We start from the raw sequence: 23,046 nt of genomic DNA on the forward strand, positions 1-23,046 counted from the left end.
ATGTGATGCGGATAAGTGTAGGCATCGCTGTATCTATCCTGGTCGCCGTGTCCATTGGCGTGTCAACTTTTATTGTTCATACACTTTGGTGGACAACGGCACGGGACAACAGCCGTATGCTGGCTGCTGAAATCAACACTCAGATCGCCAATACCGTCCGTATCGAGGTCGGCGCGACACTCAGCTCGGCCGAAGCGGCCTGGGCCGCAGTGCGCACCATTTTCGTGCAAAATGTCATCGCCACACGCCAGGCAGACAAGCGAGAATTCGTATTCCTGTCGCAACTACAAGCGCAGCCCAATATCTCGTGGATATTCTTCGGCTGGCCCGACGGCAATTTCTTCGCCTCGCACCGCCTTGGGGATGGCGGCCTTGAGATGGTCGAAATCGATAGGAACATCCGCGATCGGCAGTTGCGAACCGACCAATACATTTTCATTCCAGGTGACATCCAGTTCGAAGAGCGAAAATTCCGTGAAACAGAATATGATCCACGCGACCACGCCTGGTTCAATAACTTTATGAGCCTGAACTCATCGGGATGGATCGAAGCGCGGGATCTGCCAGGAAGTGAAAAAACGGTCTATGCTTATGCCGGTCCCATTGACGTCAACCGCGGGCGACAGGGTGTTCTAGCGGTCGCAATCGAAACCGACCGTTTGTCGCGGTTTCTTGCGACCTTACATCCGGGCGAGTTCGGAGCAGCCTATATTCTGGATGCTGATGGCAAGGTGATCGCCGTTCCCGACGCCATGGCAGATGAAACGACACCGGCCCGAATGGGCGAAGGCGAGTTGTACGAAGCCGCCATGATATCGGGCGAACGGCTTTTGGGTGACCCTGCCAAAAATCCTGCCGGCGGGGCAACGACCCGGGTTGTAATAGACGGCGTTCCCTATGCAGTTGCCCTGACCCCGTTGGGATTTTATGGCTGGCGCGTTGCTACCGTAATACCGGAATCCGCATTCCTGTCTGGGATCGACAAAACTCTGATCAACCTTCTTTATATTCTGATTGGAGTAGTCGTTTTCGCCACCGGGTTAGCCATCTGGCTGGTCCGTAGGGTTGTGGCGAACCCTTTGGCGCGGATCGCCGAAGACCTTAACAAGATCGAACGTTTCGATGTTGAGCGTATTTCACGCAGGCCCTCAAAGCTGTCAGAACTGGCTAACCTTTCTGCGGCAACGGCCAGTATGGCTGCGGGTCTGTCAGCGTTCCGAAAATATGTGCCAACCGATTTGGTTCGCATGCTGGTTGCCGAAGGCATCAAAACGCAGCCGGGCGGTGATATGAAGCAAATCTCGGTTTTGTTTTGCGATGTGACTGGCTTTACCGGACTGTCCGAGAAACTGGGCCCAGGAATTGTTCAGTTGATGGAACCGTTCTTCACCGCCGCTTCGGCCGCGATTGCAAGGCATGACGGCACTATCGACAAGTTCATGGGTGATGCAGTGATGGCTTTTTGGGGGGCACCACGTCAGGATAAAAACCACGCGGAAAACGCCTGTCGTGCGGCGCTGGATCTTGTCAAAACCGTCGACGCGGCAGGCATCAAGGACAGTCAGGGTATTCCTCTGCGGCTACGGATCGGGGTGAACAGCGGCGAGGCGCTTGTGGGGAACATAGGATCCGAACAGCGCCTGAACTATACGGCGATCGGCGATGTGGTGAATGTCGCAAGCCGACTGGAAGGCGCGAACAAAGTCTACGGCACCCTTATCCTGATCGGCCCAGAGACCCGACGCGAAGCCGGCGATTCTGTAATTGTGCGCGAATTGGATACGCTCACAGTGTTCGGCCGCAGCGAAGAGCTTGTGGTTTATGAACTGATTGCAATGACCGAAGGATACAACCCCTCACGCGATTGGATCGAGGCATATGAACGCGGCCTAACGCTTTATCGCGCCGGGCAATTCGAAAATGCCCTGTCAGAATTTGAAACCGCTGACCAAATCCGTGGCGGGGACCTTGCCTCGCTCGCGATGGCCGACAAAATGCGAGAACTTCTGGCAAGCCCACCCGCTGAGGGATGGAAGCCCGTAACCATCACTGAAAAATCCTAAATAAGTCAGCTGGTTCTACAGAAGCTGCAAAAAACAGCACATTTTCCTTTATTGACTGGTGTTCAATATAAACGAAATCCGATAGTCAGAGCGCCAAAAGATTGTAAGGCAGAAAAACAGCCCCGTGTTCGACCTACCCGCGCAGCGCGCGCACCTCTCCGAAAAATACGACCTGACCCCGTCGCCCGAGCTTGCCGCAAGCATGAGCGATATATATGACCGCATGTCGCGTGTGGTCTCACCGGCGGATTGGGCGATTTATGCGCCATATGTAAAGGCGATCAATGAACTCAAGGTAAACCGCAACGCGGTCATCTTGGGACACAACTACATGACGCCCGAGATTTACCACGGTATTTCCGATTTCGGCGGTGACAGCCTACAACTGGCGATCAAGGCCACCGAGGTCGAGGCCGAGGTGATCGTTCAATGCGGCGTTCATTTCATGGCCGAAACGTCCAAAATTCTCAGCCCCGAAAAAACGGTTCTGATGCCGGATATGGAGGCAGGGTGCTCTTTGGCGGAATCGATCACCGCCGAAGGCATCGCGGAAATGCGCCGCCGATATCCCGGTGCACCGGTTGTGTCCTATGTGAACACAACAGCCGAGGTAAAGGCAGCCTCGGACATCTGTTGCACCTCGTCGAATGCGGCACAAATCGTGGCAGCACAGGACAGTGAGACCGTCATCATGACGCCCGACCAGTATCTGGCGCAGAACGTGGCACGCGAAGTTCCGCAGAAAAACGTCGTGTGGTGGGAGGGCTCGTGCATCGTTCACGAGCAATATTCGGCCAGTGACCTGCGCGACTTTCGCGAATGGAACCCCGGAACCCGCTTGATCGCGCATCCCGAATGCCCGCCGGACGTGGTGGCCGAGGCCGACTTCTCGGGTTCAACCAGCGGTATCATCAAATATGTCACTGACGAAAAGCCAGAGAAAGCACTACTGATCACCGAATGTTCGATGGCGTCCAACATCGCGGACGAACTGCCCGAAGTCGAATTTGTCGGCCCATGCAACATGTGCCCCTACATGAAGAAAATCACGCTGGAAAAAGTGCTGTTCGCACTGGACACAATGACCGGTCAAGTCGAGGTCGACGCCCAGGTCGCCGAAAGGGCACGTCTTTCGGTTCAGCGTATGATCGACCTGTCGCGCCAGTTGGGCATTTGACACAGCAGATGCAAACCATCGAAACATCGCGAGTGGTTATCATTGGCGCTGGTTTGGCCGCCGTGTATGCGGCTCTCAAGCTGGCGCCCTGCCCGGTCGTGATGATTTCGCCTGAACCGCTGGGCTCTGGCGCAAGCTCAGCCTGGGCGCAGGGTGGCATCGCCGCCGCCATGGCGCGGACAGACAGCCCAAAGGCCCATGCGGACGACACGATGCGCGCGGGTGCGGGCTCGGTTTTGCGCGAAGTGGCCGAGGTTGTGACGCAAGCTGCGCCAGAGCATATCCTCGACCTTTCTGCGCTTGGCACCGGATTCGACCGTACTGCAAGCGGCGATTTTGTTCAGTCGCGTGAGGCTGCTCACTCCGCTGCTCGGGTTGTGCGGGTCAAAGGTGATCAGGCCGGGGCCGAGATTATGCGCGCGTTAATCAAAGCCCTGCGCGAGACACCTTCAATCCAGGTTATCGAGGGCGCGCAGGCCGTGGCGCTGGAAAGCGACGGCGCGCAAGTAACGGGCGTCTACCTTACAGGTGCACTTGGGTCTGGCCCGGCGCAGCTGCTGCTGCGCGGGGCCGCTTATCTTTTGGCAACGGGTGGATCTTCGGGCCTTTATGCGCAAACCACCAACCCAACGCGCATTCGCGGGCAAGGGATTGGTATGGCTGCCCGTGCTGGTGCGCGCATCGCGGACGCAGAATTTGTACAGTTCCATCCCACCGCAATCGACGTAGACTCTGACCCCACCCCGTTGGCAACCGAAGCACTGCGCGGCGAGGGGGCCGTTCTTGTCGACAAGAACGGGCATCGGTTCATGCCCGATTTCCACCCCGATGCCGAGCTTGCCCCCAGAGATACGGTTGCGCGGGCCGTTTATCTGCAAGCCAAAGTTGGCATGCGGCCAGCGCTGGACACGCGGGGCGCGATCGGTGCCGATATCAGCATTTTTTTTCCCGGTGTAACACGCGCCTGTATGCGTCATGGCGTTGACCCAACACGGGACCCCATCCCTGTGACCGCGTCAGCGCATTACCATATGGGCGGCGTAGAAACAGATTTGTTCGGGCGAAGTTCGTTGGCCGGGCTCTGGGCCTGTGGCGAGGCGGCGTCCACCGGGCTACATGGCGCCAACCGGTTGGCATCAAACGGGTTGCTTGAAGCTTTGGTGTTTGCCCGATCCTGTGCCCGGGACATTGCGGGCCAAATCACCGTGAAGAGCGCACCCGAAGTCGAAATCCGTTTGGCACCCTGCACAACTGACAATAAGCACGATTTGATGCTGTTGCGCCGCATAATGACGGAACATGTCGGCGTGGTACGGGAAGAAGCTGGCCTGAGCCAAGCCCTATCCGGAATTGCCGCGCTTGAGGCCCAGCACTTTAGGTCAGATCAGTTTCTCAACATGACCGCCACGGCCACCCTGATCGCCGCCGCGGCGCTGCAACGCCGCGAAAGTCGCGGCGCGCATTACCGGTCCGATTTTCCGGGTCCCAATCGTGGCCCCGGTCAACGATCCAGCCTGACACTGACGCAGGCGCTCACCTTGCGAGATCGCATAGCAAAGGACGCAGCATGACCCACCCCGCTTTGCCAGACATGATCCTGGAACCTCTGGTCCGGTCCGCGCTGACTGAAGATATGGGTACCTGTGGCGATATCACCACTCAGACCGTGATCCCTGCGGACGCCACCTATTCCGCACGGTTGGAGGCGCGTGAAAATGCTGTGGTTTCAGGGATGCAAGTGGCTGCGCTGGCGTTCCGTCTGGTCGACCCCTCGTTGCTCATCACAACCTACACCGAAGATGGCCAGAGCTGCGCCAAGGGCGACACACTGATGAAAATCCAAGGCCGAGCCGCCTCAATCCTGTCAGCCGAGCGCGTGGCGTTGAATTTCGCCCAGCGGATGATGGGTGTTGCAACGGCCACTTCGGAATTAGTGGCTGAAACCAAAGGCACCAAGACGCGTATCACCTGCACGCGAAAAACGACACCCGGGCTACGTCTGGTGGAAAAGCAGGCCGTGCTGCACGGCGGCGGTTTCAACCATCGCTTCTCGCTATCGGATGCAATTCTGATCAAGGACAATCATATCGCAGCCGCTGGCGGTGTGCGGGCTGTGCTTGATGCAACAAAAGCCCGCGCGTCGCATATGATGAAAGTCGAAATCGAGGTCGATACGCTGGAGCAACTGTCCGAGGTGATCCAGGTCGGCGGTGCTGACGTCGTGCTACTTGACAACATGCCGCCAGACGTTCTGACGAAGGCAGTCAAGTTGGTGGACGGCCGATTGGTGACCGAGGCATCGGGCAATATCAGCAAGGCTACAGTTGCGGCGGTAGCCGCGACAGGGGTTGATTACATCTCGTCCGGTGCTTTGACGCACTCGTACCGATCGATTGACATCGGACTGGACTTCTGAGCCGTTCGACACCCCCAAAGCTACCAAAAATTGTTTTTCAGCGCGCGCAAAGTCAGCCACATTCGTCGCGCTGACCCCGGATCAAGGGGCCGTCATTAACCGTTCGAAACGGCGATTCATGCCGACTCAAATGCGCTTGGAATAGGGAAGATTCTTAACGAACACGCCACCCGTTTTGCATGTAAAACGGTCGCTCAAGCGACCTGCAAACGTGGAAATGGCAGAGCCGATGGGTCTGTAGAGAGTCTTATAACCTTATATTTTTACACACTTTATTTGCACTCCATCCTACCTTCAAATTCAAATTCAAAAATACCTCTTGACGCTCTGTAGACCTACGTGGTTTCGTATATAAAACCGTTTTGCGGTAAATCGTTAAGATCAACGAAGGGAGGCGTTGTGATGGCGAAGCAAGAATCTGCTCTGCGCGCACAACAGGGAACGGAAAGCCAGGTTACGGTTTCCCTCAATGGCATCGGTATGTCATTTTCTGGTGTATCCGTTCTAAGGGATGTCGACCTGGTCATTGACGGTGGTGAAATTCACACGCTGATGGGCGAAAACGGTGCGGGCAAAAGTACGCTGGTGAAGATCATCAGCGGCGTGCAAAAACCCACATTCGGGACATTTCAGATCGACGGCGAAACCGTGGAATTTGATGCGCCAAGGGACGCTGAAAAGCATGGTATCGTCATCATGCATCAGGAACTCAGCCTGATCCCGGAAATGACCGTGGCCGAAAATGTTCTGCTGGGCCACGAGCCCCGGAAATTTGGGACGTTCATCGACCGCAAAGCGCTGCGGGAAAAGGCCAGCAAAGCGTTGGCCCGCTTTGGCTTCACTCTGGATATCGACACGCCGGTCAAGGATTTGCGTGTTGGCGAGCAGCAGTTGGTAGAAATCGCCCGTGCACTGCTGATGAATGCGCGCCTTCTGATCATGGATGAGCCGACCTCGGCTTTGTCGCAAGCCGAAGCTGATATTCTTATGGAAGTCGTCCGCGATCTGGCGCTGCAGGGTGTTGCGGTTGTGTATATCTCGCACCGGATGGACGAAGTGTTCGAGATTTCTGACCGCGTTACAGTTCTGCGCGATGGCAATCTGATCGGGACCCGGCTGGCCTCGGAAACCACTTCCGCCGAACTGATCAACATGATGGTTGGGCGCACGGTTGAAATCAATCCGGTCGAACGCCATGCACCGGCGACCGACGAAACCGTTCTGCAGGTGGCAAACCTGTCCGCCTGGGAAGGCAAGCGCAAAGTTCTGGATGATGTTTCCTTCGAGCTTAAGCGCGGAGAGGTTCTTGGGGTCGGCGGCCTGTTGGGCGCAGGCCGGACCGAACTGTTGGAAACTCTGTTTGGCGCGCGTGGCGCCAGCTATCAGGGCGAAATCACACTTGAAGGCAATAAACTAAGACCAACCAAACCCCAGGACGGGGTGCGCAACGGGCTGGCATTGATCACAGAAGACCGTAAAGGCAACGGCTTGATCCTTGACCGCTCGATTGCGTCCAATGTTGCTTTGCCGCTGATGCCGCTGCAATCGCGTTTTGGTCGGTTTTCCGAAGCTGAACAACGCAAGCAGGCTCTGACCGCGATTGAGACCTTGAAGGTTGCCGCAACCGGGCCCGAACATCCGGTCGGGAAACTCAGCGGCGGTAACCAGCAAAAAGTCGTGCTGGGCAAATGGCTTGCGACGCAACCGCAAGTATTGCTTTTGGACGAACCCACTCGTGGCATCGATATCGGTGCCAAAGACGAAATCTACGATCTGGTCGGACGACTGGCGGATCAGGGCATCTCGGTGCTGTTTGCCAGCTCGGAACTGTCCGAATTCATCGCTGTCTGCGACCGCATGATCGTTTTGTGTGAAGGCCAGTTGGCCGGTGAGCTTTCGCGCGATGAGATGACCGTTGATTCAATCAAGGCCCTGGCGATGCAGTTCCGCTGACTGCACACACCGTTAGAACTGGCCCAACCAGAGAAAAGACATGACCGTTATGGAACCCAATAGCCCGACAGTGAAACCCGAACGCCCCAGCGCGGCGACGTTAATGCGCCTGTTGGGCAAGACCAAACTATATTGGGGCCTGTTCGCTCTGATCCTGTTTGGGGCGCTGACCTCGCCGCTGTCGTCCAAAGGCAACAACATCTTTCTGTCGTTGGGCAACCTGACCGACATTTTGCGTCAGGTCTCAGTCACCGGGATTGTCGCGGTGGGCATGACCATGGTGATCTTCATTGCCGGAATCGACTTGTCTGTGGGTTCGGTCATGGCGTTGGGAACCGTGATCTGCGCCATGCTGCTGACGCAGGAAGGCTGGACGGCTGCCAGCTATTTCGGGGTTCCGGCTACCGGGATCGTACTGTTCGTCTGTATAGCAGCGCTGATCTATTTCGTGCAAAACAACCTGAGCCGCAGCTCGGACAATCCGACCGAAAGCGCGCCCTCGCGGATGCTCAGCCGTCTGGTCGCCGCCGCCATTGCCATCGGTGTAATGGTCTGGCTGGCCGGTCAAGTGATGCCTAAATTCGGCGTTCTGGCAGTGCTGATAGTTGTGCCCTGCATTGGGGCCGTGATGGGCACGGTGAACGGTGCGCTAATCGTATATGGCCGTCTGCAGCCCTTTATTGTGACACTGGCCATGATGGTGGGCGCGCTGGGTCTGGCCCGCGTGATCGCCGGGCAGGATACGGCCGTATATCCGGTTTATACAGGGTCGAATGCGACCGAGAATTTTGAAGTGCTGCGTGAACTGTTGTGGGGCGTCGTCCCTGTACCAGGCCTGTTCTTCCTGGGTGTGTTGCTGGTATTCTTCCTTGTCACACGCTTCACCACCTTCGGCAGCTATCTGATGGCCATCGGCGGCAATGAAGAGGCCGCGCGTCTGGCGGGCATCAATGTGGGCCGCAACAAGATCATCACCTATGCGCTGGCGGGTGGTCTGTCCGCGCTGGCCGGGGTGCTCTATGTGGCGCAGTTCCGTCAGGGTAAACCGGATGCGGGTCTTGGTCTGGAACTGGACGCAATTGCGGCCGTGGTCATCGGCGGCACCAGCCTGATGGGCGGGCGCGGTGCAATCATGGGGACGTTCGTTGGGGTGCTGATCTTTGGCTTCCTCAGCAACATCCTGCAACTCAACAACATCGACAGTAACACGCAGCTGGTGCTGAAGGGCATCATCATCGTGGTCGCCGTCCTGCTTCAGGAAGGGCGATTTGAAGAGATCTTTGTCATGGCGAAAGAGCGCCTGGGCAGAGGGAGGAGGCTCTGACCTGAAGGTCTTGGTGGACAATAGGTCAGAGCAATCAGAACGCGGGAACATTGGAGAAACCCGCATCATGACTAAGGAGTAGACTATGAAAAGAAGAACATTTGGCAAGGGCCTGATGGCCGCCACCGCGCTCGCAACCTCGTTTTCGGCATCCATGGTACTGGCCGCTGACAACTATGTGATCGGTTTCTCGCAAGTTACGACGGTTGAACCCTGGCGCGTCCAGTTCAACAAAGACCTGCGCGCCGAAGCGGACCAGCACGACAATGTCGAGCTGATCATCGCAGACGCCAACGACCGCACAGAAAAGCAGGTTGCAGACGTTGAAAACTTCATCCGTCAGGAAGTCGACGCGATCCTGATCTCGCCGAAAGAATCCGCTGGCCTGACCGGCGTGGTCGAGCAGGCAACCGACGCGGGTATCCCCGTCTTTGTTCTGGACCGTAACGTCGACACCGACAAATTCGTTCAATGGGTTGGCGGCGACAACGAACTGATCGGTCGTGAAGCTGGTAAATTCGCGGTTGAGCAGTTGGGCGGTGCAGGTAGCGCCAAAGGCACCATCGTTGAAATCTGGGGTGGTCTGGGTACGCAAGCCGCACATGACCGTGCCAACGGTTTCCACGAAGCCTTTGAAGGCGAAGACGGCGTAACCTTCCTGCTGGATCAGCAGTCGGGCGACTGGAAGCAGGATCAGGCGTATGACATCATGTCGACCGCCCTGCGCAACTACGAAGACATCTCAATGGTTTATGGTCACAACGACCCCATGGCCTATGGCGCATATCTGGCCGCCAAAGATGCTGGTCGTGCGGACGACATCATCTTCATCGGTGTTGACGCTCTGCCCGGCGAAGGCGTGACCTGGGTTGCAAACGGCGAACTGTCGGCCACCTTCCTGTACCCGACCCCCGGTGCAGAAGGCCTGCGTCAGGCACTGAAGCACTTGAAAGGTGAAGAAGTACCGAAATCGGTTGTTATGGGCACCGAAGCGATCACCTCTGAGAACGCTGGTGAAGTCCTGAAAAAGAACGGTCTATAAAAGACTGTTCAGGTCGGCACCCTTTCTCCTCCCTGTCGGGATGGTCGACCGGACACGCAGGGGCTTGCGCCCCTGCGGTTTTTTTTGAGAAAGCACCGATAAAAAGGAAACCCGATGTCCGAAGAAAAGACCAAGCTTCAGAAATACTCGGCTCCCGCCTTGGAAAAAGGGCTGGATATTCTAGAGTTTTTGTCGCTTTCGGATGTCTTTCCCACCCTGTCACAATTGGCGCAGGGAATTGGGCGTTCAAAAAACGAAATCTTCCGCATGATGATCGTGTTGGAAGAGCGCGGATATATTGAGCGTCAGGAAGGCGATTTGTTTCGCTTGACCGGTAAACTGGCGCTGTTGGGCGGAGATCGCACGGATAACAGCAAACTCGCCGAACTGGCCGAACCCTATATGGAACGTCTTGCCGAAGAAACCGAACTGTCCAACCACCTTTGGGTGCCCAGCGGCTCCGGCGATCTTGTCGTTATCAACAGTGTTTCGTCTTCGCAAAACTACGGTGTGACAGTGCAGGTCGGGTATAACAGCCCAATCTTCCCAACCTCAGCCGGGGTCTGCTTCCTGTCAGAACTGGAAACAAAAAAAGCGCGGCTGGAACTGCTGGAGAGACTTTCACCCGGCCATGGCGAGGAGCACCTGAACGAGTTCGCTGATCTGGCCGCAGCGTGCGAGGTTCAGAACTATGTCTCTTTAAGCAGCCCTGAAAGTCAGGCTATCAACGAGATTTCGGCTCCGGTGAGGCATGCTCCGGGCAAAGCGGTCATCGCAGCCCTAACCATTCCTCATTTCGCAACGGCCCTGATCGACAACCGAAGAGAAATGGTCGTTGACGCCCTGAGGTCAACGGCAGCACAACTGCAGGAAAGCATCGCGACCCGAATGCCATTGCCCCGATCGTCTTGGCATCAAATGATCTAAAGCAACCTTTCGAGGCTTCACTGAACCTTGTCCGTGCTTCTCAAGAACAAGCGCTGGAACATCAGCGGACGGAAGTTTCGCGGGTTCCAAAGCGGAAAATTCAAATTATCTCAGACCGAGTTTCGACAGCAAACGATCGCGTTTCATCAACCACCATCCTGACTCAACCGGCCACAAGGTATGGTCAGCGTTCCGCCCAAGCTGGCTTGCCGCGTGCAAGGGCCAGTTCGGATCATCAAGCAACTCGCGCGCGAGGGCGATCATGTCCGCGTCTCCGCGGTCGATCAACGTGTCGCACGCAGCGGCATCCCAAATAAAACCGACTGCCATAGTCGGAATGTTGGCCTCTGACCGTACCTGCGCTGCGAACGGCACCTGAAATCCGTGTTCGATGGTCATACGTTGCGGCCGGTCCTTACCTCCGATCCCGCCCGAACTGCAGTCGATAAGGTCTACCCCAGCTGACTTGAGCGCTATGGCGATGTCCACCGTGTCTTCCGGAGTAAGCCCATTGTCCATCCAATCACTGGCAGATAACCGAAAAGCAAGCGGCAGATCCTCCGGCAAGTTCCGACGGATTTCACGCGCGACCTCGACCGCAAAACGTGCCCGGTTCTCAGTGTTGCCGCCCCACTTGTCTTGCCTTTGGTTGGTGATTGGAGACAGAAACTGGTGCACCAGAAAGCCATGCGCGGCATAGACCTCAATGACTTTAAAACCCGCAGTTTTGGCCCGCTTGGCTGCTGCCCCAAAAGCTGAGATGACGGCCTGTATATCGTCGTCTGACATTTCGCGCGGCGTAGGCCATCCCTCGGCATAAGGCAAAGCAGACGGCGCCATAGCTGGCCACGCATGTTCGCTGCGAACCGCTGCGTCTTCATCGTCCAACGGCGTTTCACCATGCCAAGGTCGTCGCTCAGACGCTTTTCGACCTGCGTGACTAAGTTGAATACCCGGAACTGCCCCTTCGCGTGTTATAAAATCAGCGATCCTTGCCAAGGGCTCGATTTGGCTGTCGTCCCACAACCCAAGATCGCCCGGTGTCCGGCGCCCATCGCGCGTGACCGCTGTCGCCTCGGCATAAATCAGCGCTGCACCACCCATCGCAAACCGCCCCAGATGCACAAGATGCCAATCGTTTGCGAGACCATCTTGCGCCCGGTACTGACTCATCGGAGAAACCGAAACACGGTTTTTGAACGTCACGCCTCGCAATTCAAAGGCGCTGAAAAGTGAAGGCATTTAGGTCACTCCAACGGGTCGTAAATTATAATAGCTTCGGCCTTGCCCGCATCCTAAATGAATCTTGGACCAGCGAAGTCACATCTCCATGAGATCACATGCTGGTTCAAACCGTGAAATCACTCTTCAGCCAAATCTGAGAGGGTTTGGGTCTGCCCATATGTTCTCTCTCGCAGCATGGCATTCGAAACCGACAAAAGATGCGACTGCATGATTTCTGCTGCTGCCTGACTGTCGCGTGACGCAATGCTGCTGAACAGTTGCTCGTGTTGTTCTCCCAAACGGGTAAGGGTCGACGGTGAATATTGCGTTTCCCGTTGCCGTGTCCATTCCGCTTGCTTCCTGACCGCTCGGATCGAGTCGTACACAGTCAGAAACAACGGATTGTGGGCAAGTTCCGCGATTTTGTAGTGGAACACATCATCCGCAACCCCATAGGCTTGCGTATCCGCCGCATCCAACGTCGCGCGCATCAATTGTTCCAGCGTTCGCAGCTCTTTGACCGAGGCGCGTTGCGCTGCCAACGCCGCCAGCGCAGGTTCGATTTCCAAGCGGACTTCCATGACATCACGCGGCATTACCTTGGCCGCGACAGCCCGGAAGGGGCTTGCTCGAACAGCAGGTGGTGGCGACACAAACGTCCCCTGCCCGTGCCTGCGAAAAACGGTACCGTCTTCCTCCAACCGATCCAGAATACGTCGCATGCGGGCCCGCGTTACGGCCAGCGCCTCGGCCAAGGCTCGCTCTGGCAGCAGCTTTCCGTTTTTTAGGAACGCGCCGGATTCGATCCCTGCGCGCAATGCTGCGGTCAGCTCTGTGTCTGTTGGACAGGTCCCCAAGGTCAGAACGCTCCGATCAAGTCATAAAACATGCGCAGGGACGTAAGCATCAGGAACGCACCAAAAGCAAGCCGTAACGCACGTTGCGAAATGGTGTGTGCAATGCGGACTCCGACATGCGCAAAGCTGGTCGTCAGCGGAATGATCAACACGGCGGCAATCAAATTGACGTAGCCGATGGAAAAAGGGGGCAATCCCGTTTGCCCCAGGCCCGTGCCCGCATAAATCAAAGCTCCGGGCAGACCTATGACAAATCCGATCGCGGCGGACGTACCGACGGCACGACGTATATCGTAACCCAGAAAGTTCAGCACCGGGACACAAACCGTACCGCCGCCAATGCCCATCATCGCCGATATCCCCCCTGCGGCAACGCCCGTAGCCGCCCACACGCGTGGTGAAAAGCTGCGCGGAGGTCCATCTCCACCGGGCTTGCGAAAGATCATGTCCAACGCAACCAACGCTGCCACGGTAGCAAAGACAGCAACAAGGATGTAGCCACTGACCACTCCACCCAACAAGCCACCAATAACCACTCCGATCAAAATGGCGGGGGCCCAGCGTTTCAGCAGCGCCATGTCCAGCGCACCGCGTTTGTAGTGGCCCCAACTTGAAGACAGCGAAGTGAAGACAATGGTGGCCAGCGATGTACCAACCGCCACCTGCATGGTTAGCGCAGGATCACTGCCTGTCAGCGATAACGCAAAGTACAGCGCAGGAACGATGACAATCCCGCCTCCAACCCCCAACAGCCCGGCCAAAATACCGCCGAACACACCGGCCGCTGCGGCAATTGCGACCAGTGTTGCCAATGTGGAAAGGTCAATCCCGCCCATGCATCACTCCGGATCGGTGGCCAGTGAACGGCTAACCCGTCCTTCAGCCTGACGTTTGGCCTCGGCCTCGGCAATTGCGGCGTCCAATGCAGTGCGATCAGGATTGCCCGAGAAGTTCCGTTCACTCGGCATCGCCTCGGCGAAATGCAGATAACGCTCACCGGCTACGTCGTAGAGGCGTCTCAACTCGGCCAGCGGATCGGCATGGTCATCGCTGCGCATATCCAACCAGGAATGTGCCTCGCCCCGATTGATGACCAGACCGGCGGCTTGCTTGCCACGCCTGTCGCCACCTGCGCGCTCTCCTGCCTCCATCGCGGCCATCAGACGTTCGGGAAACGGCAGCGCGGTTTCAGAGGCATAGGTTTCAAAGGTCGCATCCACAACCTCTGGCCCAACCAGCATGTTGCCGGCGACTGAATGTGTTTGACCGATCCGGTGCCCCGCCCACTCGACGCAGGCCGACCCGGTATAGGCCGCAAAGTTGCCCTGCGCATCCATCAGATGCGCTTGTCGCGCATCGCGGCCGATATCACGAGCAACCAGATCATCCAGTACCGATTGCGCAGTTTCTCCGGCTTCAAGACGCCGCAACCCCTCGGTGCCCCAAACCGGGTTTGAGAATGCTTGCGAGGCTATGGCACAGTGCGGACCAACATTGGGCACACGCGCACCACAGGCAAAAAAGCGGCTGGCCACAATCAGGCCGATAGCACCGGTTTCTGGGTCTTTTGCAATCAAAGAATAGGTCATTTAACGTCCTACCGCATAGGCCTGCATCAAACGCGGCGTTGCCGCCGCGCGCATAGATCCGTCTTTTTCCCGCAAGGCCGCTGTCAAGCGTCCAACCGTCCAGGGATCAGCCACAGTGATCTTGTGGCCACGTGCGCGCAGATCCTCAATAACGGCATCGCCAAAGGTTGACTCGATCATCATCTCACCGGGCGCTGCGGCGCGCGGGTAGAATGACCCCTGAAAATGCATCGAATGGAACAGCGGCGCGTCCATGCATTCCTGCAATCCCAGCCCGAAATGCACGAACCGCAGGAACCAGATCAGTTGCCATTGATCCTGTTGATCTCCGCCAGGCGTCCCGAAGACCAGCTGGACGCCGTCCTTTTCAGCCAAACTGGGCGTCAGTGTCGTTCGGGGCCTGCGTCCCGGTGCCAGTGAGGTCGGCAGGCCGGGTTCCAACCAGAACATCTGTGCCCGGCTATTGAGCGGAAATCCCAGACCCGGAATGACCGGAGAGCTTTGCAACCATCCTCCCGATGGCGTGGCCGCAACCATATTACCCCAACGGTCGATCACATCCAGATGCACCGTATCGCCACGTTTTTCAGACAGGTGAGACATCGTCGGCTCGCCCGCGCTCGCTCCGGTTCTGGCCGAAAAGTCCTGCGTCGCGCGGGCGACATAGGCATCCGCCAAATGTTCAAACCCAGGGACGCGACCCGGGCGGTGGTCTTGCGAAGCATCTACGCCAATCATCGCACGACGTTCTGCGGCGTATTCGTCGCTCAGCAGATAGACCATTGGAATATCACTGTGATCGGGGTCGCCGTAATAGGCCTCGCGATCCGCATAGGCGAGCTTCATCGCCTCGATCACCGTATGGACGAACTCTGACCCGTTCGGGTCCATCGATCCAAGGTCTATCCCTTTGAGGATCGCCAAAGTTTGCAAAAGGACCGGACCCTGGCTCCAGGCATGTGTCTTGTGGACCGTCCAACCGTGGTATTCATAGGTCAGCGTGTCCTCATAAGTTGCCTCCCAATTCGCCATGTCAGCACGGGTCATGACCCCTGCATTGCGTTGACCTGAGACATCCATGACCTTGGCGTCGCTCAGGTAGTCGAAAATACGATCGGCGACGAATCCTTCGCGCCATACCCGTCGGGCGGCATCAATCTGTTCAGTGCGATCGCCATGCGCGGCTTCGGCATCAGTCACTATTCGCTCATAGGTCGCCGCCAGATCGGGATTGGCGAAAATACTGTGCGGCTCGGGCGTTTTGCCATCGGGCATCCAGGTTTCCGCCGAACTGGGCCATTCGTCTTCAAAAAAATCTGAGAGCCCGTCGATTGTATGTGCAACACGCGGCAGCACGGGATGACCATCCCGCGCATAAGCGATGGCAGGTTCCATGACGTCCCGCAGCGGTAGCGAGCCGTGATCGCGCAGCATAAGCATCCAGCCATCGAAAGCTCCGGGGATGACTGTGGCCAACAGCCCCGAACCCGGGATCAGGTTCAGGCCCAACCCTGTGTAATGTTCAATCGTGGCTGCGGCAGGTGCAGGCCCTTGGGCGCACAGAACCTGCGTTTTGCCAGTTTCGGCCGAGTGGAAAATGGCAGGCAAATCGCCTGCGGGCCCGTTCAGATGGGGTTCGACCACTTGCAGTGCCATCGCGGTGGTTACGGCAGCATCAAAGGCGTTGCCGCCTTTTTCCAGAATGCCAAAGCCCACAGCCGAGGCGATCCAATGGGTCGAGGTGACGACGCCAAACGTGCCTCGGATCTCGGGGCGGGTGGTGAATTCAGTCATTCTTAGTCTCCGAAATCAATGTTCGCGCGGGTCCAGCGCATCGCGCAGCCCATCGCCCAGAAGGTTGAATCCCAGCACCACAAGAAAGATTGCAATGCCCGGCCACATGGCCATCCACGGGGCCTGGTTGAGGAAGTTTTTCGCCGTGTTCAGCATCGAGCCCCAGCTGGGCGCAGGTGGCTGCTGCCCAAGGCCAAGGAAGGACAGCGACGCCTCGGCAATGATAGCGGTGGCGATGGTCAACGTGGCCTGCACCAGAACCGGCGGCAGCACGTTGGGAAAGATGTAACGGCTGAGGATTTTCGAGGTCGGCAAGCCGATGGCGCGGGCTGAGGTGACGTAGTCCTCGGCCCGGACCGATAGCACTTGCCCACGGGTCAGGCGTATGAAGACAGGGGTCGCAGATAGGCCAATGGCGATCATCGCGTTGGTCAGGGACGGCCCCAAAAACGCCGCCAGAGCGATGGCGAGGATCAGGAACGGAGCCGCCAAAAGGGCCTCAGTACAGCGAGAAATGATGGCGTCGATCCAGCCGCCGAAATACCCAGCGATAATGCCCAGCGGAACGCCCAGCAGCACCGCAATCCCGACCGAGACAACACCTGCCAGCAGCGACGCCTGCGCGCCCCAGATCATGCGTGACAGTACGTCTCGGCCAATTTCATCGGTGCCGAATGGATGCGCTGCGGTGGGTGGTTTGCGCACCGCACCCCAGTCGGTCGCCGCCGGGTCGGGAACCGGCAGGATCGGGGCCAGAAGGGCAATCAGCACGAAAAACGTAACCAGAAAACCGCCCAACATGGCGCTTTTATGCGTGCGAAATTTCTTCCAGACCCGGTTTTCCGGGCGGCGAGAGAGGATGGGATCAGCTAGAGCCATGTCACGCGTTCCTCAGACGGGGGTTCAACAGCACATAGGCCACGTCAGCCAACAGGTTCATCACGATGAACCCCACGGCTGTGACCAGCACGATGCCCTGCACCACAGCGTAGTCGCGGTTGAACACAGCATCGACAACCATCTTGCCGAAACCGGGGATGGTGAAAATCTGCTCGGTCAGAACGGCACCTGCAATCAACTCTCCGAACAGCAGGGCTGTCAGGGTCACAATCGGGGTCAGCGCGTTGCGGAAGGCGTGTTTCAGCACCACGCGGCGTTCGTACAAACCCTTGGCACGTGCAGTGCGGACATAGTCGGATTTCAGCACACCCAGCATCGCCGATCGCGTATGTCGCATAAGTGTCGCGGCCAGCGCGGTGCCCAGCACAAAGGCAGGCATCAGCATCGTAGTGATGGATTTAACAGGATCCTCAGACAAGGGCACATAGCCTGAGGCTGGCAGCAGGTTCAGTTTCACGGAAACCAGCAGGATCAGCATGATCCCCAGCCAGAAATTCGGAATGGAAAGCCCGGACAGAGCCACGATATTAGCAATGTAGTCCGTAATAGTGCCTTTCTTGACCGCCGACAGAATGCCCGCCGGTATCCCGATCACCAGCGCAAACAGGATCGCCATGATGGCAAGCTGGATCGTCACCGGCAGCTTTTCCGCAATCAGCTCGGTCACGGGCTGATTGGTGCGCAGCGAAATGCCCAGATCCCCCTGCAATGCATTCCCGACCCATGTCAGATATTGCACCGGAATGGGGTCGTTCAGACGATATTTCTCGCGCAGGAATTCCAGCACTTCGGGGTCGCGCTCTTCGCCCGCCATGGCCAACACAGGGTCGCCGGGCAACAGCTTTTGCAGGCTGAACACGAAGATCGAGATCAGCAGGATCGTGGGGATCGCAATCAGGATGCGACGCAGAATGAAAGACAGCATAACAGGGGCTTTCGGTTAAAATACCCGCCCGGCTGGAGGGCCGGGCGGGCCGTGAGTGGCTTATTTCTCCAGTTTCACGCCTTCCAGCCGGATCATCCCATCCGGATAGGGGGTGAAGCCCGAGAGGCCATCATCAAGCGCCCAGATCCATGTCTGGTGATACAGGTACACAATGGGCATATCTTGGGCCAGAATGTCCCGTGCCGCGTCATAGTCCGCCTTGCGTACGTCGAAATCGGTCGAGGCGCGGGCGTTGTTCAGCATCTCGTCCACTTTCGGGTCCGAGTAGTGGCTGTCATTGATGCCGCCACCGGTGGTCATGAACTGGTGGATGTTACCATCGGGGTCGACGCGACCTGACCACCCGATCTGGCTGGCCTGATAATCACCGGCGCTTTGATCGGCCAACAGGGTGGCAAATTCCTTGGACGTGATCTCGATTCTGATCCCGGCCTCGGCCGCCATGGCCTGCACGACCTGCATCAGTTGTAGCGGAACGGTGGTGTTGGGCACCTGAACCTCAAGGTCGATCCCGTCGGGGAAGCCCGCCTCGGCTAGCAGGGCCTTGGCTTTTTCCACGTCACGCGCGGGCACCGGGTGATCGGCGTCATACCAGGGTGATGTCGGCGGGAAGGGCTGGTTGCCCGGCGCAAAAGCACCTTCGAACACGACCTGATTGATCGCATCACGGTCGAGCGCATAGCTGAGCGCCTGACGCAGACGTTTGTCATTGCCCCACGGGTTATCGCCCTTTTCGCCATTGTTCACATTGATGGTAATACCTTGATATCCAAGCGAAACGGCGCGTTCAACGTTGATCCTGCCATCGCCTTCGGCCTGCGCGAGGTCCGTCGCGGCCAGACGTTCCAGCATGTCGATGTCACCCGATTGCAGGTTGGCCAGACGAACGGTGGTGTCCGGGATCGGCAGGAAAGTGACGCTGTCGAAATGGATCTCATCCGCGTTCCAGTAGTCAGGGAACCGCTCGAGCGCGATACGATCCTGAGCGACACGTTCCTTGAACTTGAACGGGCCCGAGCAGACCGGGTTCAGACCAAAATCCGCCCCTGCCGCCTTGGCTGCCGTCGGAGAAACCATCATGCCTGAGCGGTCGGCAAATTGCGCCAGCAGGGTCGCGTCGGGCGCGGCCATGTTAAAACGAACAGTGTAGTCATCGACCACATCGACACCGGTCACGGACTTCAGCTCGGACTTACGGCGCGATTCCTCAAGGTTCTGCGACCGGTCGATATTGTCGGCCACGGCCTGTGCGTTGAACGGCGTGCCGTCATGGAACACCACGCCTTCGCGCAGGGTCATGGTCAGGGCTTTGCCGTCCTCGCTCCATTCCCAGCCGGTGGCCAGTTGCGGGATCAGCTCAAGGTCAGGGGTGATGTCGACCAGCTTATCACACATCGAGGCATACACGATGCGGCCCACAAATGTGCGCGACTGATCGGGGTCCAACACATCTGCGTCGGATTGCAGAGCAATGCGCAGGTCGGCGGCTTGCGCGCTGAGCGCGGTTGCACCGAGCAGTCCGGCCAACAGACCGGTTTTCAAGACATTCATGGTGTTTCCTCTCTGTTTTCGGCAGAAGCCGGGGGCGTTTGGACAGCCGCGCGATACAGCGCGAACCGCTCTTCTGCTCCGGCGCTGCGGCGTCGGGGCGGGGCCGGTTTTCCGGCCTCTGGTATGGTTTTCCAATGATGGCAGGCGACGTGATGGCCCCTGCCTGCGTCCTCCAGAACTGGGGGTGCCGTCCGGCAATTGTCCTGCGCAAAGGGGCAGCGGGTATGAAACCGGCACCCTGCCGGTGGCGCAGACGGGCTGGGTGTTTCCCCGTTCAGCGCCATGTGATCACGTTCGCGCCCCGGCTCGGGTTCCGGGATCGCGGATAGCAGTGCGTGCGTATAGGGGTGGCGCGGTTCCTCGAACACCTGATCGGCGGGGCCGGTTTCAACTACCTGCCCCAAATACATCACAGCGATGCGGTCGCTCATATGCCGGATGACGGCCAGATCATGGGCGATGATGACCAAGGTCAGGTCTAGATCCTCTTTCAGATCGTTCAGCAGATTGACCACCTGCGCCTGTACCGACACATCCAAAGCCGAGACCGGTTCATCCCCGATCAGCAGCCGAGGACCCGAGGCCAGCGCACGGGCAATTCCGATCCGCTGGCGCTGGCCACCCGAGAATTCGTGCGGATAGCGGTTGGCGTGATCTGGAAGTAACCCGACCTGCGCCAATAGCGCGGCAACCTTTTGGCGACGCGCGCCCTCATCAAGCTCGGGCGCGTGCACTTCTAACGGTTCGCCGACCAATTTGCCCACCGTCATTCGGGGGTTCAGGGACGAGAACGGGTCCTGAAACACGAATTGCATCTGTTGGCGCAGCGGGGCCATGTCACGGCGGGGCAGGTCCTGAACCTCTTGCCCGTCAAACAGAACCTGACCCGAGGTTGGCCGATCCAGCCGCATCAACAGCCGCGCAAGCGTTGACTTGCCACAACCGGATTCTCCGACAATGGCAAAGGTCTCACCCTTGTGGACCGACAGCGAAACACCATCGACCGCACGCACTTTGGTTTTGCGCTCGAACAGGCCGGTGCCCAGTGTGAAATGACGGGTGAGGTTCCGTGCCTCAAGGATTACATCGCGCATTTGACCCCCTTGAGTTGTTCCAGGGGGGCATAGTGGCAGGCCACCGCATGGTTCTGCCCAACGTCAGACAATGCCGGGCGATTTGCGCAGTCATCAGTCGCAAAGGGGCAGCGCGTGCGAAACCGACATCCTAGCGGCATGTCCGCCAGCGAAGGCACGGTGCCGGGCACGGTGATCAGCCTGTCGCGCGAACCGCTCATGCGCGGGACCGAGCTCATGAGGCCGATGGTGTAGGGGTGTTGCGGGTCATCGAACACAGCATCCACTGGACCGCTTTCCACGATTTGCCCGCCATACATCACCGCCACATTCGTCGCTATTTCAGCGACAACGCCCAGATCGTGGGTAATGAAAACGGCACCCATTCCTGTTTCAGCCTGAAGTTCCCGGATCAGGTCAAGGATTTGGGCTTGGATCGTGACGTCCAGGGCCGTGGTCGGCTCATCCGCGATCAGCAGCGAGGGATTGTTGATCAATGCCATCGCGATCATCACCCGCTGCCGCATCCCACCAGACAACTGATGAGGATACTCGTTCAGCCGCTGCTCAGGGGCCGGGATACCTACGCGCCGCAGCATAGTCAGAGCAGCTTCATCGGCCTCGGCACGGCTATAGTTGCGGTGGTACAGAACGGCCTCTGTAATCTGATCCCCGATCTTGAAGGCGGGGTTGAGCGATGTCATCGGTTCCTGAAAGATCATGGCCATCCTGTCGCCCCGGGTGGCGGCATCAAGCTGTTCTGAACGCAAATCGTAGCTGCGTCCTTCGAAGTCCAACCGCCCTGATGGAATTTCGATGACGTCCCGCGGCAACAGACCCATCAAGGCCATGGCGGTTACGGACTTACCGCAACCGGACTCGCCTACAATGCAAAGCGTTTCACCCGCTGAGACACTCAGGTTCAAGTCGTCGACTGCAGCGGTAGGCTGGCCACGAAACGACAGGCTGAAGGCGGACAGCTTCAGGATTTCGACGCTTGTGTCAGGCGTGGTGCGGACACTTGGTGTGGGCACAGGCGCAACCTTTTCATTAAACCAATGTGCAATTGGTTGCATCTTTGAAAAATACTTGTCAACGCTTTGATGCAGGTTTTCCAGCCGTCAGACGCGATCCACGAATTTGCGCCCGCCTTTTAAGCACTCATAACTCCCACAAAACGGCGGACTTAAAACCCAAACTGATCTTTTGATTAAATTTGAACCAAACGCCGCACCCCGGTCCTTGGCTTCACACGACAAAAAGGTGTGGCCTCGCATTTAGTTTCGACGCCACACTTTGTGGTTAGGGACAGGCAGCCCTAAACATGTTGCAACAACAAGGTTAAATCGCGCCCTGCCATGCAACGCCGGGGCCCAAACGATACCCCCATGGCAATCCCGCATTGCGCCAACCATTAAGCGCACGTACGCCGCGAGCGTCCTTGTCACCCTCAAACCCTTCGATCAGGTTCCAGACATTTGTATAACCCGCCTTGGCCAATTGACGGGTTGCGACAGCAGACCGCGCCCCTGACCGACAAGTGACAAAAACGGCATCCTGCCGCAATCTCCCCTGCTGCTTCAACAAAGCATCAAACTCGGGCACCAGATTACGATTATTTTTCATTTGGTACTGACCGCTTTGCGGATCGACTTGGTGAGTAACAATGCCCAGTGGGATGATCTTGTCCAACCCCTCGGGGTGGCCCACAAAAGAAACCTCGATCGGGTCGCGTACGTCGACGAACAAGATGTCACTATCCCGCTGCAGGGCCGCAAATGCAGCCTGCGGCGTCAAATACAAGCCCAATGGTGTCCGTTGCCGGTCTGATAGGCGCGCTGGATCGACCGAAGTTTCAATCGAACTGGCACCTGAAACCAATGACGGTAAGGCCAGCGCCGTCGCGATCCCCATACCCAGAACGGCCCTGCGTGACGGAGGTGTGCGCAGGGTCATTGGTCGACCTTTCCACAGGTGCATAGACCCAGCATCGCGTAGATCGGACAGAACTTGACGAAAGCTGTTACGACAAACACCGCGCCCAGCCAGCCCCACAGGCCAACAGTGTCAGTCAAAGCCAAGAGGATCAGCGCTGTCCCCAGGATCAGACGCAATGCGCGGTCGATAGAGCCTACGTTGGATGTGAATTGCATGATCGAATCTCCTTGATGATCTGGGAAGAGATTCGCAGCTTTTGGCTTGGCTATATG

At 57.7% G+C, this 23,046-nt stretch carries 20 protein-coding genes; 8 read left to right on the forward strand and 12 right to left on the reverse strand.

The genetic code is table 11. The features are described 5' to 3' along the window. Positions 1-5: 5 nt before the first annotated feature. From ACR0DX_RS19945 to ACR0DX_RS19980, 8 genes are all read left to right on the forward strand, one after another. On the forward strand, positions 6-2,063 hold the full coding sequence (locus ACR0DX_RS19945) for an adenylate/guanylate cyclase domain-containing protein (RefSeq protein ID WP_170356471.1): 2,058 nt from the start codon (positions 6-8) through the stop codon (positions 2,061-2,063). Positions 2,064-2,187: 124 nt separating this feature from the next. Next, positions 2,188-3,240 carry a quinolinate synthase NadA gene (nadA, locus tag ACR0DX_RS19950; protein ID WP_170356472.1) on the forward strand — a complete coding sequence of 351 codons (1,053 nt, stop codon included), beginning with the start codon at positions 2,188-2,190 and terminating at the stop codon, positions 3,238-3,240. Positions 3,241-3,248: 8 nt separating this feature from the next. Next, a complete protein-coding gene (locus ACR0DX_RS19955) occupies positions 3,249-4,811 on the forward strand; it encodes an L-aspartate oxidase (protein WP_480847152.1) in 1,563 nt (520 codons plus the stop codon). Further along, positions 4,808-5,656: a carboxylating nicotinate-nucleotide diphosphorylase gene (gene nadC, locus ACR0DX_RS19960; RefSeq protein ID WP_170356474.1), complete on the forward strand. Its 849-nt coding sequence runs from the start codon at positions 4,808-4,810 to the stop codon at positions 5,654-5,656. Before ACR0DX_RS19955 ends, nadC begins: the two co-directional genes overlap by 4 nt. 402 nt (positions 5,657-6,058) lie before the next feature. Continuing rightward, positions 6,059-7,609 (forward strand): sugar ABC transporter ATP-binding protein, encoded by a 1,551-nt coding sequence (locus tag ACR0DX_RS19965; RefSeq protein WP_170356475.1) that lies wholly within the window; start codon positions 6,059-6,061, stop codon positions 7,607-7,609. A 40-nt stretch (positions 7,610-7,649) separates the two neighbouring features. Then, entirely contained in the window at positions 7,650-8,933 is a 1,284-nt protein-coding gene (locus tag ACR0DX_RS19970) for an ABC transporter permease (RefSeq protein ID WP_480847155.1), read from the forward strand. 85 nt (positions 8,934-9,018) lie between these two features. Further along, on the forward strand, positions 9,019-9,975 hold the full coding sequence (locus tag ACR0DX_RS19975) for a substrate-binding domain-containing protein (protein WP_170356476.1): 957 nt from the start codon (positions 9,019-9,021) through the stop codon (positions 9,973-9,975). Between the two features lie 114 nt (positions 9,976-10,089). After that, positions 10,090-10,902, forward strand: coding sequence for an IclR family transcriptional regulator (locus tag ACR0DX_RS19980; RefSeq protein WP_170356477.1), 813 nt, complete (start codon positions 10,090-10,092; stop codon positions 10,900-10,902). Between the two features lie 105 nt (positions 10,903-11,007). On the opposite strand, the gene ACR0DX_RS19985 is transcribed toward ACR0DX_RS19980, so the two are convergent. The 12 genes from ACR0DX_RS19985 to ACR0DX_RS20040 form a co-directional block, all read right to left on the reverse strand. Beyond that, the gene (locus ACR0DX_RS19985; RefSeq protein WP_170356478.1) at positions 11,008-12,144 is read right to left on the reverse strand and encodes an NADH:flavin oxidoreductase/NADH oxidase; all 1,137 of its coding nucleotides are present in this window, start codon (positions 12,142-12,144) and stop codon (positions 11,008-11,010) included. A gap of 119 nt (positions 12,145-12,263) precedes the next feature. Further along, positions 12,264-12,983, reverse strand: a complete 720-nt coding sequence (locus tag ACR0DX_RS19990; protein ID WP_170356479.1) for an FCD domain-containing protein — start codon at positions 12,981-12,983, stop codon at positions 12,264-12,266. 2 nt (positions 12,984-12,985) lie between these two features. After that, positions 12,986-13,819: a sulfite exporter TauE/SafE family protein gene (locus tag ACR0DX_RS19995; protein ID WP_170356480.1), complete on the reverse strand. Its 834-nt coding sequence runs from the start codon at positions 13,817-13,819 to the stop codon at positions 12,986-12,988. A 3-nt stretch (positions 13,820-13,822) separates the two neighbouring features. Then, positions 13,823-14,572 (reverse strand): DUF1028 domain-containing protein, encoded by a 750-nt coding sequence (locus tag ACR0DX_RS20000; protein WP_170356481.1) that lies wholly within the window; start codon positions 14,570-14,572, stop codon positions 13,823-13,825. Then, positions 14,573-16,366 carry a gamma-glutamyltransferase family protein gene (locus ACR0DX_RS20005; RefSeq protein WP_170356482.1) on the reverse strand — a complete coding sequence of 598 codons (1,794 nt, stop codon included), beginning with the start codon at positions 16,364-16,366 and terminating at the stop codon, positions 14,573-14,575. 15 nt (positions 16,367-16,381) lie between these two features. Further along, entirely contained in the window at positions 16,382-17,245 is an 864-nt protein-coding gene (locus ACR0DX_RS20010) for an ABC transporter permease (RefSeq protein ID WP_170356483.1), read from the reverse strand. A gap of 1 nt (position 17,246) precedes the next feature. Beyond that, positions 17,247-18,191, reverse strand: coding sequence for an ABC transporter permease (locus ACR0DX_RS20015; RefSeq protein ID WP_170356484.1), 945 nt, complete (start codon positions 18,189-18,191; stop codon positions 17,247-17,249). A gap of 60 nt (positions 18,192-18,251) precedes the next feature. Next, positions 18,252-19,763 (reverse strand): ABC transporter substrate-binding protein, encoded by a 1,512-nt coding sequence (locus ACR0DX_RS20020; RefSeq protein WP_170356485.1) that lies wholly within the window; start codon positions 19,761-19,763, stop codon positions 18,252-18,254. Then, a complete protein-coding gene (locus ACR0DX_RS20025; protein WP_170356486.1) occupies positions 19,760-20,857 on the reverse strand; it encodes a dipeptide ABC transporter ATP-binding protein in 1,098 nt (365 codons plus the stop codon). The genes ACR0DX_RS20020 and ACR0DX_RS20025 overlap by 4 nt, the downstream gene beginning before the upstream one ends. Further along, positions 20,845-21,912, reverse strand: a complete 1,068-nt coding sequence (locus ACR0DX_RS20030) for an ABC transporter ATP-binding protein (protein ID WP_170356487.1) — start codon at positions 21,910-21,912, stop codon at positions 20,845-20,847. The genes ACR0DX_RS20025 and ACR0DX_RS20030 overlap by 13 nt, the downstream gene beginning before the upstream one ends. Before the next feature lie 265 nt (positions 21,913-22,177). After that, positions 22,178-22,792 (reverse strand): rhodanese-like domain-containing protein, encoded by a 615-nt coding sequence (locus ACR0DX_RS20035; RefSeq protein ID WP_170356488.1) that lies wholly within the window; start codon positions 22,790-22,792, stop codon positions 22,178-22,180. Beyond that, a complete protein-coding gene (locus tag ACR0DX_RS20040; protein ID WP_170356489.1) occupies positions 22,789-22,989 on the reverse strand; it encodes a YgaP family membrane protein in 201 nt (66 codons plus the stop codon). The genes ACR0DX_RS20035 and ACR0DX_RS20040 overlap by 4 nt, the downstream gene beginning before the upstream one ends. Positions 22,990-23,046 lie beyond the last annotated feature (57 nt).

This window comes from Ruegeria sp. D3 (assembly GCF_056534465.1).